The sequence below is a fragment of the Butyrivibrio sp. XPD2006 genome (assembly GCF_000420865.1).
Taxonomy (GTDB): domain Bacteria; phylum Bacillota; class Clostridia; order Lachnospirales; family Lachnospiraceae; genus Butyrivibrio.
Window position 1 is genome coordinate 59,778 of record NZ_ATVT01000008.1, and the last position, 16,701, is coordinate 76,478.

Annotated in this window: 14 protein-coding genes; all 14 read left to right on the forward strand. The window is 37.3% G+C overall.

Going from position 1 to position 16,701, the window contains the following annotated elements; translation table 11 throughout:
- Positions 1–10: 10 nt before the first annotated feature.
- Complete coding sequence (locus tag G590_RS0110495) at positions 11–1,171, forward strand: ABC transporter ATP-binding protein (RefSeq protein ID WP_022765621.1); 1,161 nt, start codon at positions 11–13, stop codon at positions 1,169–1,171.
- 11 nt (positions 1,172–1,182) lie between these two features.
- A complete protein-coding gene (locus tag G590_RS0110500) occupies positions 1,183–2,133 on the forward strand; it encodes a glycosyltransferase family 2 protein (protein WP_022765622.1) in 951 nt (316 codons plus the stop codon).
- Positions 2,130–3,254, forward strand: a complete 1,125-nt coding sequence (locus G590_RS0110505; protein WP_022765623.1) for a glycosyltransferase — start codon at positions 2,130–2,132, stop codon at positions 3,252–3,254. The genes G590_RS0110500 and G590_RS0110505 overlap by 4 nt, the downstream gene beginning before the upstream one ends.
- A complete protein-coding gene (locus G590_RS19145; RefSeq protein ID WP_196802484.1) occupies positions 3,238–4,245 on the forward strand; it encodes a glycosyltransferase in 1,008 nt (335 codons plus the stop codon). The genes G590_RS0110505 and G590_RS19145 overlap by 17 nt, the downstream gene beginning before the upstream one ends.
- Before the next feature lie 14 nt (positions 4,246–4,259).
- Positions 4,260–5,699 carry a glycosyltransferase family 39 protein gene (locus G590_RS0110515; protein ID WP_022765625.1) on the forward strand — a complete coding sequence of 480 codons (1,440 nt, stop codon included), beginning with the start codon at positions 4,260–4,262 and terminating at the stop codon, positions 5,697–5,699.
- Positions 5,700–5,951: 252 nt separating this feature from the next.
- Complete coding sequence (locus G590_RS0110520) at positions 5,952–6,875, forward strand: beta-1,6-N-acetylglucosaminyltransferase (RefSeq protein ID WP_022765626.1); 924 nt, start codon at positions 5,952–5,954, stop codon at positions 6,873–6,875.
- Positions 6,876–6,880: 5 nt separating this feature from the next.
- Positions 6,881–7,858 (forward strand): acyltransferase family protein, encoded by a 978-nt coding sequence (locus G590_RS0110525; protein WP_022765627.1) that lies wholly within the window; start codon positions 6,881–6,883, stop codon positions 7,856–7,858.
- A complete protein-coding gene (locus G590_RS20630) occupies positions 7,855–8,910 on the forward strand; it encodes a polysaccharide pyruvyl transferase family protein (RefSeq protein WP_022765628.1) in 1,056 nt (351 codons plus the stop codon). Before G590_RS0110525 ends, G590_RS20630 begins: the two co-directional genes overlap by 4 nt.
- 29 nt (positions 8,911–8,939) lie before the next feature.
- Positions 8,940–10,487, forward strand: a complete 1,548-nt coding sequence (locus tag G590_RS0110535; protein WP_022765629.1) for a lipopolysaccharide biosynthesis protein — start codon at positions 8,940–8,942, stop codon at positions 10,485–10,487.
- A gap of 12 nt (positions 10,488–10,499) precedes the next feature.
- The gene (locus G590_RS0110540; protein ID WP_022765630.1) at positions 10,500–11,555 is read left to right on the forward strand and encodes a polysaccharide pyruvyl transferase family protein; all 1,056 of its coding nucleotides are present in this window, start codon (positions 10,500–10,502) and stop codon (positions 11,553–11,555) included.
- 5 nt (positions 11,556–11,560) lie between these two features.
- Positions 11,561–13,351 carry a DUF1919 domain-containing protein gene (locus G590_RS0110545; RefSeq protein ID WP_022765631.1) on the forward strand — a complete coding sequence of 597 codons (1,791 nt, stop codon included), beginning with the start codon at positions 11,561–11,563 and terminating at the stop codon, positions 13,349–13,351.
- A 17-nt stretch (positions 13,352–13,368) separates the two neighbouring features.
- The gene (locus G590_RS19155) at positions 13,369–14,565 is read left to right on the forward strand and encodes a Coenzyme F420 hydrogenase/dehydrogenase, beta subunit C-terminal domain (protein ID WP_022765632.1); all 1,197 of its coding nucleotides are present in this window, start codon (positions 13,369–13,371) and stop codon (positions 14,563–14,565) included.
- Complete coding sequence (locus tag G590_RS0110555; RefSeq protein WP_022765633.1) at positions 14,565–15,707, forward strand: polysaccharide pyruvyl transferase family protein; 1,143 nt, start codon at positions 14,565–14,567, stop codon at positions 15,705–15,707. The genes G590_RS19155 and G590_RS0110555 overlap by 1 nt, the downstream gene beginning before the upstream one ends.
- Positions 15,708–16,697: a glycosyltransferase gene (locus tag G590_RS19160; protein WP_022765634.1), complete on the forward strand. Its 990-nt coding sequence runs from the start codon at positions 15,708–15,710 to the stop codon at positions 16,695–16,697. It begins immediately after the preceding gene.
- Positions 16,698–16,701 lie beyond the last annotated feature (4 nt).

The following is a 16,701-nucleotide window of genomic DNA, read 5'->3' on the forward strand; positions in this document are numbered from 1 at the left end:
AGGAAATGATATGAGTAACGATTCTGTTTTAAAGATAGTTGATCTGAACAAAAAATTTCATAAGGGAACAATATCCATTAAGGATCTTACCGGAAGGAATCATGATAACGATTTTCTGGCGATAAAGGACTTTAACCTTGAAGTCAGAAAAGGCGAGATACTTGGAATCATTGGTCAGAACGGCGCCGGCAAATCAACTCTTTTAAAGCTGATCTCAAGGATAACTTCGCCCACAAGCGGCAAGATATACATAGACGGTAAGATCAGCAGCCTCCTTGAAGTGGGAACGGGCTTCCATCCGGAACTTACCGGAAGAGAGAATATTTACCTTAACGGCTCCATTCTTGGCATGAGAAGATCTGAGATCAATGAAAAGGTAGAAGAGATCATAGATTTTTCAGAGTGCAGAGACTTTATTGACACTCCGGTAAAAAGATATTCCTCAGGAATGTACGTAAGACTGGCCTTTGCAGTGGCAGTGCATCTAAGGAGCGACATCTTAATCATGGATGAAGTGCTCTCGGTCGGAGATGTTCAGTTCCAGAAAAAGTGCCTTGATAAGATAAAAGAGATTTCAGGTGATAAGAACAGAACAATCCTGTATGTAAGCCACAATCTTGAAACAGTTAAAAGACTGTGTACCAGATGCATTGTTATCGATAAGGGCATCAAGAAATTCGATGGTGACGTAAAAGAAGCAATAGACTGCTACATGGGAAACATCGTTACGGATGAGGACAGGATTGACCTTTCGGAAACATTAAGACCCGGATGGCTTCAGCGAAGCGATGTAAGGATCACTAAGGCAGAATATGTCAGCAAAGATCTGAATTCCCTTAAGCTTGGAATTGATTTTAAGATAAATAAGTCAGTTCAAAAAGTAGGCATAAGAGTAGAGATTGCGGATGAAGAGAGGGTGTTTGCAACAGCTCTTTTCACGAATCTGTTCAGCGCTAATGAGGGCGAAACAGTTTACAGAGAGATCGACATTGATACGGCTTCAATTATGAACGGACATTATAATGTCGTTTATACGGTATTTACAATGGATGCCTTTGGCAATACTGTTGATCTCGACTGTATTACCGGACTTGATATAGTTCTTGACGATGAAAGAAGAAATAGGACTCTTATCTGGCACAATGAGCAATGGGGTAATGTTTGCCTTTAAACGGGGGATATATGAAGTATTCACTGATAATTCCTGTATATAATGTTCAGGATCTGCTAAAGAGATGCCTTGATTCGGTAGTAAGGCAAAACTACAGCGATCTGGAAGTAATACTGGTAGATGATGGATCCACGGATGGTTCCGGAACTATATGTGATGAATACGCCGAAAAGTATGATTACATTAAGGTCATTCATCAGAGTAATCAGGGGCTGTCCGGTGCAAGAAATACCGGACTGAAAGCGTCCACAGGAGAATGGATATTATTCCTGGATTCGGATGATTACTGGGCCGACGACTTTTTTACAGCCATAGACAAGGCTATGGAAAAATATCCTTCGGATTACTATAAGTTCAATTACCAGAAGGTGTATGATGACAAAGAGCCGGAGAGAAGCCCTCTTATCGTGGAGAATGAGGCATTGGACATTTCTTCGGAAGATGCAAAACTTTCGTTCTTAACAGACAGGATGCTGGTATACTCTGTTGGATGGGAAGCACATACAGGTGTTTATAAAAAGAGCATTATAGACAGATCAGGACTGGAGTTTACCGATACAAAAGAGGTATTTGCTGAGGATCTTCTTTTTACCATGAGATATATATTGCGATGCAACAGCGTATATCTAATTTGCAATTTGCTGTACATGTATTATACTCGTGAAGGTTCGCTTTCAAAGAGCGTCGATGAGAAGACGATGATAAGCAGGCTGTTCTGCCTGTTAAATGTCCTTTGGGAAGATATCCGTGATAGAGAAACGCTAAAAAAGAACTTTTACAGAATTTATTTTTGCGTTATAAACTTTCATGTTGTTTATAATCTGAAAGATGTTGATATAGATACACTTAGAAATCAGATAAAAGAGCATAGTAGGCAAAAGCCGTTTAACAAGCTGGATAGATCTGTTAAAAGAGATGACAACCTTTGGCAAAGGATCGCCGAGGGAAGGAATTGGTTATGAAACGAATTTTACTTGTAAACGATATAGCATGCGGAGGCGGAGTTGAGAAGCTCATGATGGACTTTGTTAATGCATGGCATGACAAATATGAACTGACTGTGCTTCTCCTTGATCAGGAAAAGAAAGAATATAATGACGGGACTTTTCCCGAAAACGTGAGGGTTATTATTCAGGATCAGCTTTCTGACAGCAGGAACCCTCTTAAGTGGGGATACATTAAGTTTGTCAGACATTATAAAAACAAGTTTATCAAAGACTCCATCAATAACAGCAATTATGACCTTGTGATAGCTATGAAGGACGGATGGGTTTCAAAATATGTTGCCGAAACTGCGGTAGATACAAAGATCATGTGGCATCACACTGATTACAACAGCTATTACTATACATATGACATATTTGGAGGACCTAAGACAGAATTTGAATTCCTTAAGCGTTACCAATATGTTGTTTGCGTCTCTGAAGATGTCAAAAATGGGATAAAAGATATCATTGGCGACACAGGGAATCTTGTTGTAAAATATAACCCGCTTAAGTGGGAAGAAATAATCGAGAAAGCAAAAGAACCGGTTGTAGACGTCGTAAAAGAAGATGGAAAGACATACTTTACAGTGGTTGGTAGAATAAACTATCAAAAGGGTTATGACCTTTTGCTGGAAGCAGCTCACATGCTGGAGATTGATGGTTATAACTTTGAAGTGTGGGTTGTAGGTGGTACTGAGAGCTGGAGCGATGAGCAGTACAGGCTCGAAAGATCCGTGAAAAGACTTGGTATTAAGTCTGTTAAGTTTTTGGGTGTAAGAAAGAATCCGTACAAGTACATGAAGTACGCGGACTGGGTGCTTTCATCATCAATTTTTGAGGGGTTTTCTTTTGTAAGTCAGGAGGCGGCTATCTTGGATAAGCCAATGCTGCTAACAGATTGTGGGGGAGTAAGAGAACTGCTTGGAGATAACGAGTATGGACTCGTCATGGAAAAGTCAGTGATTGGAATTTATCAGGGCATGAAAAAGGTTCTGGATAATCCTGGTCTTCTTGAGGGGTATACAAAGAAGATATGTGAGCGTAAGAGCATCATAAATTACGATGACAGGATGGCAGAAATTGAAAAGATCTTATGATTACAAAATATCGGTCATAGTACCGGTATATAAAGTAGAGGATTATCTTAACAGGTGTCTTGATTCAATCATGCTTCAGACATATAAAAACCTGGAGATCATACTGGTGGATGATGGTTCCGATGATAACTGTCCGGCTATGTGTGACGAACTAGCTATTAAAGATCCAAGGATTAAAGTAATCCATCAAGAAAACAAGGGATTGGCAGGAGCAAGAAATGCAGGAATAAAAGCAGCTACCGGAGATTTTATAGCTTTTGTTGATTCAGATGATTACATAAATCATGGGATGTTCGAAGATATGATGGAGCAGATTATTGCACATGATGCTGATATAGCAATGTGTGATATCAAGTATGTATTTGACGGTAATTATCCTGTTGAAGCAAATATTGATAAGAACGGTCCCGAAGTAGAAGTAATAGACGGCCATCAGGCACAGTTCTTCATGTGCAGAACCCTCAGGGACAGAATTCTATTTACTGTTGCTTGGAATAAGCTATACAAGAGGGAGCTCTTTGATGGTATTACATATCCTGAAGGAAGGATTCATGAGGATGAGGCCAGAACTCATGAGCTTCTCTATAAGGCGGAGAGAATTGTCTATGTAAAGAGCCCACTTTACTTCTATTTCCAGAGAGAAGACAGCATTGTTGGCGCTGACGTTTCATTAAAAAGGCTCAATCTTATTGATGCATTTGATGACAGATTAAGGTTCTACCGCAAGAAGAAAGAGTATAAACTTTGGGAGATGGAAGCTGTTCATGCCATGCGAACTGCAGTAACCATGCAGAATGAATTCGAAGAAAAGGGTATGAAAGTTGACTTTGGCAAGCAATCGGCAATTAAAAAACTCTGTAAAGAGGTTGGGAAATACAGAAGTATAAAGGGATTGGAAAGAAAAGTTGCAATGGAAATTCTATTTTTCAAAGCGTCATATAAATCCTATTATGCAATTTGGAAAACGCATCGTCTTTATGGATTTATTTAAAAAGAGAGGTAATTATGAAAACAGTAAAATTTGAAAAAAAGTATTATTTAATGATTTTGGCAGAATGCTTTATAAGTCTATTACGCATCTTTCAAAGGAGTATTTGGGCAGATGAAATATTTTCGGTCCAATTAGTAAAAAACCCTTATAAAGAAATTATTATAGGGACAATGAAAGACTTTCATCCACCACTCTACTATTTTATAAACAGATTTATGTGTAGCATTTTTGGCTTCTCAATTCCTATATATAAACTTACCTCATTATTGCCCATGGTTTTGTTGGCTTTTATTGGTTTTAAGTGGTTATCAAAGCATTTTGATGATCTTTCAGGTTTTATTTTTGCTAGTTTGGTGTTGCTTATGCCAACAGCGCATTATAATACTGAAATCAGAATGTATAGTTGGGCGTTGTTTTTTGTAACGCTGTTCGCGTTTACAATAATAGATGGCGCTGAACTTGGAAATAATAAAAAGATACTAGTTGCATCAATATTTGCAATCTTAGGAGCGTTTACACATTATTTTGTTCTGCTAATTGTTGGCTCAATTTATTTCTTTTATTTGATTAAATATATTGCTAAAAAGAAAAATATTAAATACTTAATAGGTTCAATAATAATTTGTTTAGTAGTTTATTCGCCGTGGCTTTTGATAGTATTCAAACAGATGAGCAGTGAAGATGCATATTCCATGGGACTTAATTCCCTGGCATATTATTTAAAACCCTTTGCTGGTTTTGTTTGTATTGTGTTTGGTACAATGCAAAATATGGCAAATATTACTCTGCATGAGCTCCTTTTAACTGCTATTTTGGCTTTGCTATTTTTTGTAGCAATAATGACATTTATATATAAACACTTTAAAGAATCAGATATCAGCTTAGTTAAGAGTATTTGCATCCTGTATGTATTTGTTTTTGTATTAATCTACTTATGTGGATGTGCAATGGATTTAATGTCTCATAAGTTCGTATCAAGATATTTATTGCCATCAGTTGGTATTCTGTATATTGTTTTGGCGGTTTCAATATCATATTTTGTCAAAGACAATAAAGGAATTATACGCAATATTGTAGTTTGTTCTATTGCTTTTATTGTACTTCTTGATTTTGGCATGATGGTATATAGTGAAGCAAAAACAGATAAAGAGCAAGATAGGTTTATAAGTTACGTTGAGAATGAGATTTGTGATGGCGATCTTGTATTAACAGATAGCAGGCTTTTTGGCTGGAATGTATTTGATTACTACTTTAATGACATGGATTACAAGCTTTGTTTGGATACCGAATCATTAAATCGTAGAGCAGAAAATCATGACAAGAATGTATATTATATTCACAATATAAACGATGCAGCTATAAATAATCCCGGTGATGGATGGGAGTATATCATATCATCTGAACTAGCGGAGAATAGAGTTGAGCTTTATAAGTATGTGGCTGACGATAATTGATGCTTGAATAAGTTGAATTCAACAGACAAATAAGTACTATATCGCATATATAATATCGCGTACAAGTTTATTTCAGCGTCGTTCAAAAAAATGACACAAAATTTATGCACATTAGACGAATAGTACATAATGTTAGCATAAGATTTGTGTCTTTTTTTAGTTGAAAAGCTGGACTAAATTCTGATAAAGTAGGATGATGCACGTTTTTTATAAAAATTTTACATTTAATAAGTAAGAAGATGAAGGAAAAAAATGCGAATTGCTTTTTTAAATCTTTGTCATACAGATCCGCTGCTGGTTGCGAGATGCGCAAAGAGGCTTTGTTCCGACCCGGATTTTGATATGTATATACATGTTGATGCAAAACAGGATATTGAACCCTTCAAGAAGGCAACAGCCGGGATTGAAAGAGTATTCTTTACATCAAACAGGCATAAAGTCTACTGGGGCGGATATAATGCAATCCATGCATGCTATGAACTTCTTAGAACAGCGCTTGATAGTGACAGGCATTACGATTACTTCGTGATGATGCAGAATCTGGATTATCCAATAAAGTCCAATGCACAGATCAAGGCGTTCTTTGAAGAAAACAAGGGAAAAGAGTTCTTAAGAGGATGTCCGATTGCGGGAACAAAGGACTGGGAGTTTTCAAGGAAATACAAGCTTTACTACATGAAAGATAATCCTTATGGTAAGGCATCAAACTCAGATCCGCATAAGCTCCTTATCACAATAGCTTCAACTCTTATGAGTCTTACGACCATTGGGTTTAATGGAACTATTAAGGAGAAAGACGGCAACTACGACATCTACTACGGATGTGCGCAGTGGGCGGTTTCTAGGGACTGTGCAGAGTATCTGGATGAATTTGAAAAGACACATCCAAGGTTCAATTGTAAGATGAAGATCATGCAGTTCCCTGATGAAGAGTATTTCCATACGGTTGTCCATAACTCAAGATTCAAAGAAAAGTGTTTCAGATACAATGAGCCGGAAGCAAGATGGCTTGTAAACTGGAGAAATCTTACTTACTTTGAGTTTCCCAAGGAGGTAACTGTACTTACAAAGGCTGATTACCCAAAACTAAAGAAACAGCCTGATCTGTTTTGCAGAAAGGTAAGAAGTGAAGTTTCAAGTAGTCTATTAGACCTTATTGATGAGGATAATAAATAATTCTGATGAATAAACAAAGAAATACTATGCTCAATTTTATAAAAGGAATCGCATGTATTGGAGTTGTTTTTATACATGTCGGATTTCCTGGAAAATTTGGCCTGATCATTGCTAAATTGTGTCAGTTTGCTGTGCCGATATTTGCCATGACTGCTGGATTTTATGCGTTAAATTGCACAGAGGAAACAATTCAAAGAAGGCTTTTTAAGATAGTCCGAATCTTTGTGTTTGCTTTAATCTGGTTTATTGCTTATGCAGTACTGTCACATTGGCTTGACGGAAACCTTATAGAATGGATCAAGGATGAACTCAGCATAGTTAATCTTGTTAAATTTATTGTATTTACAAAACTGGATTTTGCAATTCCGCTATGGTATTTGATAGGAATGATAGAGACCTACATTGTTTGGTTTTTTGTGGTCAAGCATAAAAGAGAGGATATATTTCTTAAGTTTATGCCGATTATGTTCTTGCTTCATTTTGCTCTTACAACTTTTTGTGAAACAAAAGGAATGCCGTGGTCTCTAAAGATGAATTTTGTAACAAGAGTTTTTTCATGGTTCTTACTTGGATATTATCTGCACAAAAATCAAAACAGAGTTTTAAACATGGTAAGAAAGATGCATTTTATCATAGCCGCGCTTATAGGAATACTGATTTCTTTATCACATCTTGTGTTTAGGATTAGGATTGATTTTTCCTGTGTCGGAGTGTTTATTTTATCGACATCATTGTTCGTTATTGCGATGAAGTATAAAGACGTATCAATTTCATCAGGTGTTGAGTATCTGGGAAATTATCTGTCCTTAAATGTATATATTTTTCATTCGATAATAGCAGGGATTTTCATAATCATAGCAAACAGACTATTGGGGATTGATACGACTACAGGCTGGTTTCCTTGGGTAAACCCGCTGCTTACAGTGTTTGTTTCAATAATGGTCGCATATATTATAAATAGTTTCAAAAAGGGAAACGTATGAAAAAGGTAGCTATTCTGACTATTACAAATAGTGGGATGAACTTTGGTAACAGGCTTCAAAACTACGCTCTTCAAGAAGCAATTCGGAAGAGCGGAGCAGAAGTTAAAACAATAAGATCAGCCAAGTCATTGAAGAATTCTTTGGCCTTATCCAAAGGCAGAAGATTGGTAAAGGCTGTAGTAAAGCATTCCAAGAGAAGAAGTATTTATCATGAGTTCGAGAACACTTATATAGATTATGACAACAAAATCCGTTTCGAGAATGTGAATGAGTCTGAGTTCGCTGACAGATATGATGCATTCGTTGCAGGTAGTGATCAGGTATGGAATCCGAATTTCCATTTTAATTCAGACTTTGAATTTGCGTCATTTGCACCTGAGGAAAAGAGATTTTCCTACGCGGCCAGTGTCGGTGTAAGTGATATTACGGACGAGCAAAGGCCGGCGTTTGTTAAGAACCTTAAGGGAATGCAAAAGATATCAGTCAGAGAAGCTGACAGTGTTGGATTGGTTGAAAGACTGATAGGGGTTAAACCTATGCTTCATATAGATCCAACGATGCTTCTTGATGCTGAGGAATATTGCAGAATGGAAAAAAAGCCTGATTACGATATGCCGGAGAGATATCTTTTTATGTACTATCTTGGAAATATATCGGATGAGTATAAGGCTAAGGTACGGCAGATTGCTGATAGCAAGGGGCTTAAAATAATCAAGTTCACAGAGACTCCCGGAGAACCTTTCTATAACATAGGACCACAGCATTTCCTGTATTTGATACATCATGCGGATTACATCTGCACGGATTCATTTCATGGCTGTGTCTTCTCCATATTGTTCGGGAAAAAGTTTGCAATATTTACCAGACAAGATGCGGATGTGCCTATGAATAGCAGAATTGAGACATTGGTGGGGACCTTTGATCTTAATGAGAGACTTGTGGGAAATTTGGAAGGCGATTACTTCAAAGAAATAGATTATGACGCTGTTTATAGCGTATTGGGAGAAAAGAGGAAAGAGGCATATACCTACTTAAAGAGTATATGTGACTAAGCTGACTTAGTCAGAAAGAGGTTTTGTTAATGGGTGATAAAAAAAGTATGGCAATCAATATGGTCTCGCAGTTTGTATCATTTGCCATCGGACTGGTAATAAGCTTTGTGCTTACAAGGCATATTGCAAGGCTGGTAGGTAAGGATGTATACGGATTTGTAGGACTGGCCAACACATTTACAAGTTACGTAACAGTCTTTACAGTTGCACTTAATTCAATGCTGAACAGATATGTAACAATTGCTTTTCAGAGAAAAGAGTATGAAAAAGCAAGCTCATATTTTTCAAGTGTTGTAATTGCAAACACTGTTCTTTCAGTTATACTGGCTATTCCGGCTGCCGGAATGATCATATTCATAGATAAAATCTTTGATGTGCCGGTTTCTCATATTACAGACATAAAGCTCTTGTGGCTGTTTATCTTTGTAAATTTCCTGTTTGGACTTTCAGCAAGTGGCTACGGGACATGTACCTACGCTACTAACAGACTGGATATGTCCGCAAGAAGATCAGTAGAAGCTAATATTATCAAAGCGATTATTCTTGTGGTTGCTTATGCATTCTTCACACCCAAGGTATGGTATCTTGGACTTTCAATATTTGTTTGTGGAATGTACAGCGTTGTGACCAACATTAGATATAAAAAGATACTTACTCCACAGATTCAGTTAAAAGCAGCGTACTTTAAGTTTAAATCAATTGGAGAACTTGTTGGTACAGGAATCTGGAGTTCTTTTAACCAGCTGACACAGACATTGATAAATGGTCTGGATCTTGTATTTGCCAATAAGTTTCTGGGAGCTCTTGAGATGTCTCTTATGTCATACTCAAAGACAGTTCCTGTTCAGATCCTTGCATTGGTTGGAATGGTCTCAGGTGTTTTTGGACCAAAGATGACAATCCTCTATGCAGAGGGAGACATGGAGCGCTTCAAAAAGAACGTTAATTCAGCTCTTAAGCTCTGTGGATTTATCTGCTCGATACCGATTGTTGGATTTATCGTATTTGGAGGTCCATTTTTTAAGCTCTGGCTTGTGATGCTGACTGAGGAGGAGATAAGACTCACACAGCTCTTATCAATCCTTACATTGCTTCCTACCTTGTTCAGTGTATATATTTATCCTTTGTACACCGTGAACTCTATTACCAGAAAGCTTAAGGTTCCGGTACTTGTTTCATTTGGAATAGGTCTTGCAAATGTAATAATAGTACCAATTCTTTTAAAATATACATCACTTGGACTTATTGCTATCAAGACAGTAAGCAGCGTCCTTCTGACACTGAGAGTATTATTCTTTGTTCCTTTGTATGCAGCATATTCATTGAAGATGAAGTGGCATACATTCTATCCGGCACTGGTAAGGGGAACAATCGGATCGGCAATACTTCTTGCAATCTTTAGCTATGTTAACAGTGTCATTGATATAAATACATGGATGAAACTCATTGTTGCATGTCTTCTTTGCGGTGGATTTGGTTATATTGTTAATTACTTTGTTTTGCTTTCAAAAGATGAAAGAGATATTGTTCATGACATTGTATCAAGAAAAATGCCGAAACTTAGTTTTAAGAAATAAACGGAGCTATATATGAAAATCGGAGTTGTAACAGTTCACGATTCGTCTAACTATGGATCGTTTCTTCAAGCTTATGCTATGCAGAAAGCATTGGAGAGAATGGGACATGAAGTTTTCTTTATCAGAACAAGAGAAAAAGAATATATAGATAACATATTCATTCATAAGATTGCTTTTAAAGATGCGATTCGTCATCCAATTGCAAATTACATAAAAAGAAGAGATGAAATAGCTAAATATGATGCATTCAGAAAAGAATGGGAGATATTCAACACTATCGATAATGCTGATGATGTGGCCCTGGATAAGATCATTCTCGGAAGTGATGAAATATGGAATGTCACCAACAAGACCTTTAGAAGGCCTGTGTTCTATGGCATAGGAATGAAAAATGTCGGAACATACGGAATTAGTATCAGTAAGGCTAAGAGAGAAGATTTTAATGAATACCCCGAGCTGACAGATGCTATAAAAAAGGTGTCGCCTGTTCTTGTAAGAGATGAGAACACGAAGAGAGTTATTGATGATATCACAGGTGTTGATTCTCCGATGGTTGCAGATCCCACATTCCTATGTGATGTCAGCGAGTATGACAATGAGGATAACGATTATAAGAAGATAGACAAGAAATACATACTGGTTTACAGCTATGTATTTAACGACAATCTTAAGAACAATATCATTAAGTTTGCTAGGGAGAATGATCTTTTAATAGTTTCTGCATGCATCAAACACGACTGGACAGATATGTTTATAAATGGATCACCTCTTACGTTCTGTAAGCTTCTTAGAGATGCGCAGTATGTAGTAACAACCACTTTCCACGGAACGGTTTTCTCAGTGCTCAACCATAAGAAATTTGTTTCAGAGCCATTTACACCTAAGGTAATAGATGTACTAGATAAGGTTGGACTTTCGGATGCGCTTGTTGAAGTTGGTGTCGATTATGATACGTTCAACAGAAAACTTAATCAGGAACTCGATTATAAAAAAGCTGATGAGAACATCATGTCGTGGCGTGAGCGTTCACTTGGGCTATTAGAGGAAGAACTAAAAACAGTAAGGTAACAGCAATGGAAATATGTGATAAGGCAAAATGCACAGCTTGTGGCGCATGTAGAGATGCCTGCCCAAAGGGATGCATAAGATTTGAAAGAAATGAATATGGTACTGAATCCGTTGTTATTAACGAAGAGCTTTGTGTAAATTGCGGAAAGTGCAAACAGGTTTGCCAGGTTTTGGAACCTGTGGAAAAAGTTATGCCGAAGCTTACGTATGCGGTATGCCTTAAAGATTTGGACAAGAGAAATGCTTCAGCCTCAGGTGGGGCTGCATATGCTCTTTATTCAAAAGTTCTTGAGATGGGCGGCGTAGCTTATGGCGCAGTATTTAACGAAAACCATAGAGTCGTATTCAAAAAGGTAACAGATCCTGAACACCTATCCGGATTTCAAGGATCAAAATACACCTACAGTGACATGAATGGAACCTATAAGGATATCCTGAATGAGCTAAATAATGGACAGTTGGTTATTTTTGTAGGCACATCCTGTCAGTGCGCCGGATTACAGAAGTTTGTTCCTAAGGCTCTTTTGGAAAAGCTTTATCTTGTAGATATTATCTGCCACGGAATGCCTCCTGCTGCGTACTTTGACGAATATATTGCTGAACTTGAAAAGGATGGAGAAGCTGTAGATGAAATATCTTTTAGAGATAACAACATTTATAGATTTAAAGCTTCTTCTAAAAGCAGTACTCTTGTAGAAGAAAAGGCTGTAGACAACCTGTTTATGGCAAATTATACGAGAATGGTCTTTTATCGTGAGAGCTGCTATTCATGCTCGTATGCATCCCCTGAAAGATGTACTGATCTGACTGTAGGCGATTACTGGGGAAAAGATAGAAAGAGGATGCTTGCTCCAACAGATAAGGGCATGTCAGTTGTGATGTGCAATACAGATAAGGGGCGTAAGCTCATTGAGAAGTGCGGTGACAGACTTGTTCTTACATTAAAACCCTATGAGGACATTATAAAATCCAATGAACAGCTTAGGGGGGCATCTAAGAAGCCATATTATCGACAGTTATTTCTTGATGAGTATAAAGAAAAAGGATTTATTACCGCATCCGGACTTACTCAAAATAAGATTTCCGAAGATGTAAAGAAAAAAGCCAAAACCAAAGCACCACTTACCAGCAGAATTAAGTGGAAGCTAAAGAGTAAATATCAATATCTTACAGATTACCATAAACGCGGTAAGTTCATGAGGGATCATGTTAGGAATAAGATCGATAGAGCAAGGCTTAAAAATAAGGATTTCAGCATAATCTCAAATAACTGTATTGGCGGAGTAATATCCCACGACCTGGGGCTTCAGTTTAAATCGCCTACAGTTAATCTGCTGATAAAGCCTGACGACTTTGTGAAATTCCTTGAGAATTTTGATTATTACAAGAATCTTGAGATAGTTGAGATTCCTTACTATACAGACTATCCGGTTGGAATGCTTGGTGACATACCATTATTTTTCAAGCATTACAACACCTTCGATGAAGCTGTAGCTAAGTGGAAGGAGAGGATGAACAGGATAAACTATGACAACTTGTTTATTATGATGTCAGACAGATTCTGTATGTCTTATTCATCTTTGGAGAGGTTTGAGAAGCTGCCTTTCAAGAATAAGGTTTGCTTTACTGCTAAGGATTATCCTGAATTTGAGCATTGTGTTCAGGTTAAAAAGAAAGCCAATAACGCCAGTGTATTTATCATTACAAATATCATGAATTATTTTGGCAAGAGGCTTTATCAGTACGGAAAAGGCTTTGACTATATCAGATTCCTTAATGAAGGCACGGTTAAATAAATTTAGGTTAGGTATTTATGGAAAAGATTTGTGACAGTAATAAATGTACAGGATGTCTTGCGTGTATGAATGCATGCCCCAAGGAAGCAATTTCAATCTCCTATGACATAAATGGGCTGATGCTTCCTAAAATAGACCAGGAGAAATGTGTTAACTGTGGACTATGTACGAGAACATGTCCTGTTAACATTACTGTAGAGAAGAAAGCTCCGCTTAAAGCATATGCTGCTTGGAATCTGGATGATAAAAAGCATGCCCTCAGTTCATCAGGCGGACTTGCAAGAGCAATGTATGACTACGCTATTGATAACGGCGGGGTCTGTTACGGAACAAGATTTGATGAGAATCTTGACCTGAGGATTGTAAGAGCGGATAAGAGAGAAGAAATTGAAGAATTTCAGAGCTCAAAATATGTACAGGCCATCGTTGGTGATTCATTCAAGCAGGCAGAAGATGATCTTAAGATGGGACTTTTGGTAGTTTATGTAGGTACGCCATGTCAGATTGCCGGATTAAAGAATTATCTTAAAAAGGATTACGATAACCTTATTACTGCAGACCTTATCTGCCATGGAGTTCCAAGTATCAAATATCTTCACGAACACGTTGAACATCTTGAGAAGAAAATTGGTAAAAAGGCTGACAATGTAAAATTCAGAGGCGTATATAACTTCAAGATGTCGTTGTTCAACAAAGGTGAGCTGATATATTGCAAGGATCGATGGCAGGATACATATTTTACCGGATTTCTTGAGAGCCTTTTTTACAGACCAAATTGCTATGAGTGTAGTTATGCATGTCCAGAAAGAGTATCAGATATTACACTGGGGGATTTTTGGGGGATTGGAAAAGAAAAAACATTTAACAGCCCTAAGGTAAACGGAGTATCTGTTGTTCTTCCGCTTACAGAAAAGGGATTGGATTTCATAGAAAAGATGAAAGACAAGCTTTATCTTGAAGAGCGAAGCGTCTCAGAAGCTGTTAATGGTAATGACCAGTTAAACAGACCAAGCAGACTTCACGCAAATACATCCAGATTTATTGAAATGTATCATGAAAATGGATTTGAGAAGGCAGCATTTGAAAGCATTAAAGAAGATATGAAGAAGAACCAGGCTAAGAAAAGAAAGAGCGACAGGCTCCATCTTCAGGCCAAGGTTAAATGGAAGATTGTTAACACATTCAGGAAGATAACTGGAAGAGGAGTTAAGTAATGAAAGTTGGAATAATGTCGATGCAGCGCATCAGGAATTATGGTTCCTTTCTTCAGGCCTATGGTCTAAAAGGAATGATCGAGAGCCTTGGCCATGATGTTGAGTTTGTTGATTATAAAGTTGAGGAGCCTATTGTCTTTGAGAATAATCAAGCCGTTTCTGCAAGGGATCCGTTTCTAAAAAGAGCTGTCAGAAAGGCTTATTATAAGCTTTATGATATGACTCCTAATGGCAAAAGGAAGAAGAAAATGCTCAACGATAAGGTTGAGTATTTCAGAACATTTGGAGAGAAGATGTTTCCGATGCTTGGCATTGGCGAAAGAAATGAAAGACCTGAACTTGATGCACTTGTAATTGGATCAGATGAAGTATTTAATTGTCTGCAGTCAAACAAGGATGTAGGTTTTTCACCGGAGCTCTTCGGAGCAGACAATAATTCCAAAAAGCTTATGAGCTATGCGGCTTCTTTTGGAAATACTACCATTCCTCGTCTTAAGGAATTTGAAAAAGATGAAGAGGTTGCAGGATATCTTAAAAAATTTGATGCAATTTCAGTAAGAGACAAGAATTCGATAAAGGTGGTAAAAGAACTGACGGGTATTGATCCATATTATCATGTAGACCCTGTACTTATCAGCGATTTCTCTTCCAAAAAGGTTAATAATCTTGGAAAGAAAGACTATATCATTATTTACGCGTATTCAAGCAGAGTAACAGATGAAGAGAAGCGCGTGATCAGACAGTTTGCCAAGGATCACAACAAAAAGCTCGTTTCCATACAGGGATATCACGACTTTGTAGATGAGTATTGGCCCGGAGATCCATTTGAAGTGCTTGAATACTTTAATGAGGCAGACTACATCGTTACCGATACATTCCATGGCTCAATTTTCTCAATCATCAACAATAAGCCTTTCGTAACACTTGTAAGAAAGACTGTTGGAAACAGTTATGGTAACGAGGAAAAACTCTCAGATCTGCTGACCAGATTTGGACTTCAGGACAGGATTGTTCCATCTCCGGATAAGTTACCTGAGATTCTGACTACACCAATAGATTATGATAAGGTCAACGCGATCAGGGATAAAGAGAGACAGAACACTTTAAATTATTTAAGAGAACAGCTTGGAGAATGTAAGTAAATGACTAATCCAAATCCGTTAGTAAGTGTTATCATACCGGTTTTCAGGGTTGAAAAATATCTTGAAAAGGGCGTAAACAGCATTATTAACCAGACTTATGATAATCTGCAGATAATCCTGGTAGACGATGGCTCAGATGATGGCTGCCCTCAAATATGTGACGAATTTGCCAAAAGAGATAACAGAATAATCTCGCTTCACAAGACAAATGGTGGTCTTTCTGATGCGAGGAATTATGGACTTAACTATGCCACAGGAAAGTATATATATTTCTTTGATAGTGACGACTATTTGGATGCTGACGCTATTAAGAAGCTAGTTGATGTTGCTGAGAATACCGGTTTTGACGCGGTAGCTTTTGGATATAAAAAAGTAGATGAAAGCGCAAAGCTTCTTGAAGAGTCGCATATGACACCAGGGGAATATTTCTTTTCAGACGATAAACAAAGACTTGATTTTATCTGTCATGTATTGTGTGCATATAAAGTAGGATGGGAAGCGTGGAACAGACTTTTTAAAGCAGATATCATAAAGGATAATAATATAAGATTTGAGCCTAACAAAGAGATATTTGCTGAGGATAGATGCTTTAACATCTATTACACCCTTTGCTCAAAGAGTATGATTTTTATTGGTGAAAGATTTTACAACTATCTGATAAGAGATGATTCCATAATGGGTAATACTCAAAAAGCTAAGATAAATGAAAATATAAGGCTTATGGATTACATCAAACGTTTTGCGATAAATAACGGTCACAAATATGTGGCGGAAAAATGGCAGTATATTAATATTGCACTGTTTATTCCGGTCCTGGCCAAGATTGATAAGTCAGAATATAGAAATTATCGATCCACTTGGAAATGTAATGACATAAGCGACAGATTCGGAAATATATTAAAAAGACCTTTTATTTTTATTAGTTTAAAAGGATTTAAGCGGGGAATTAAGAATTATAAGATGTTTGAAAAGTTTATTAGCTTTAAATGAGGAA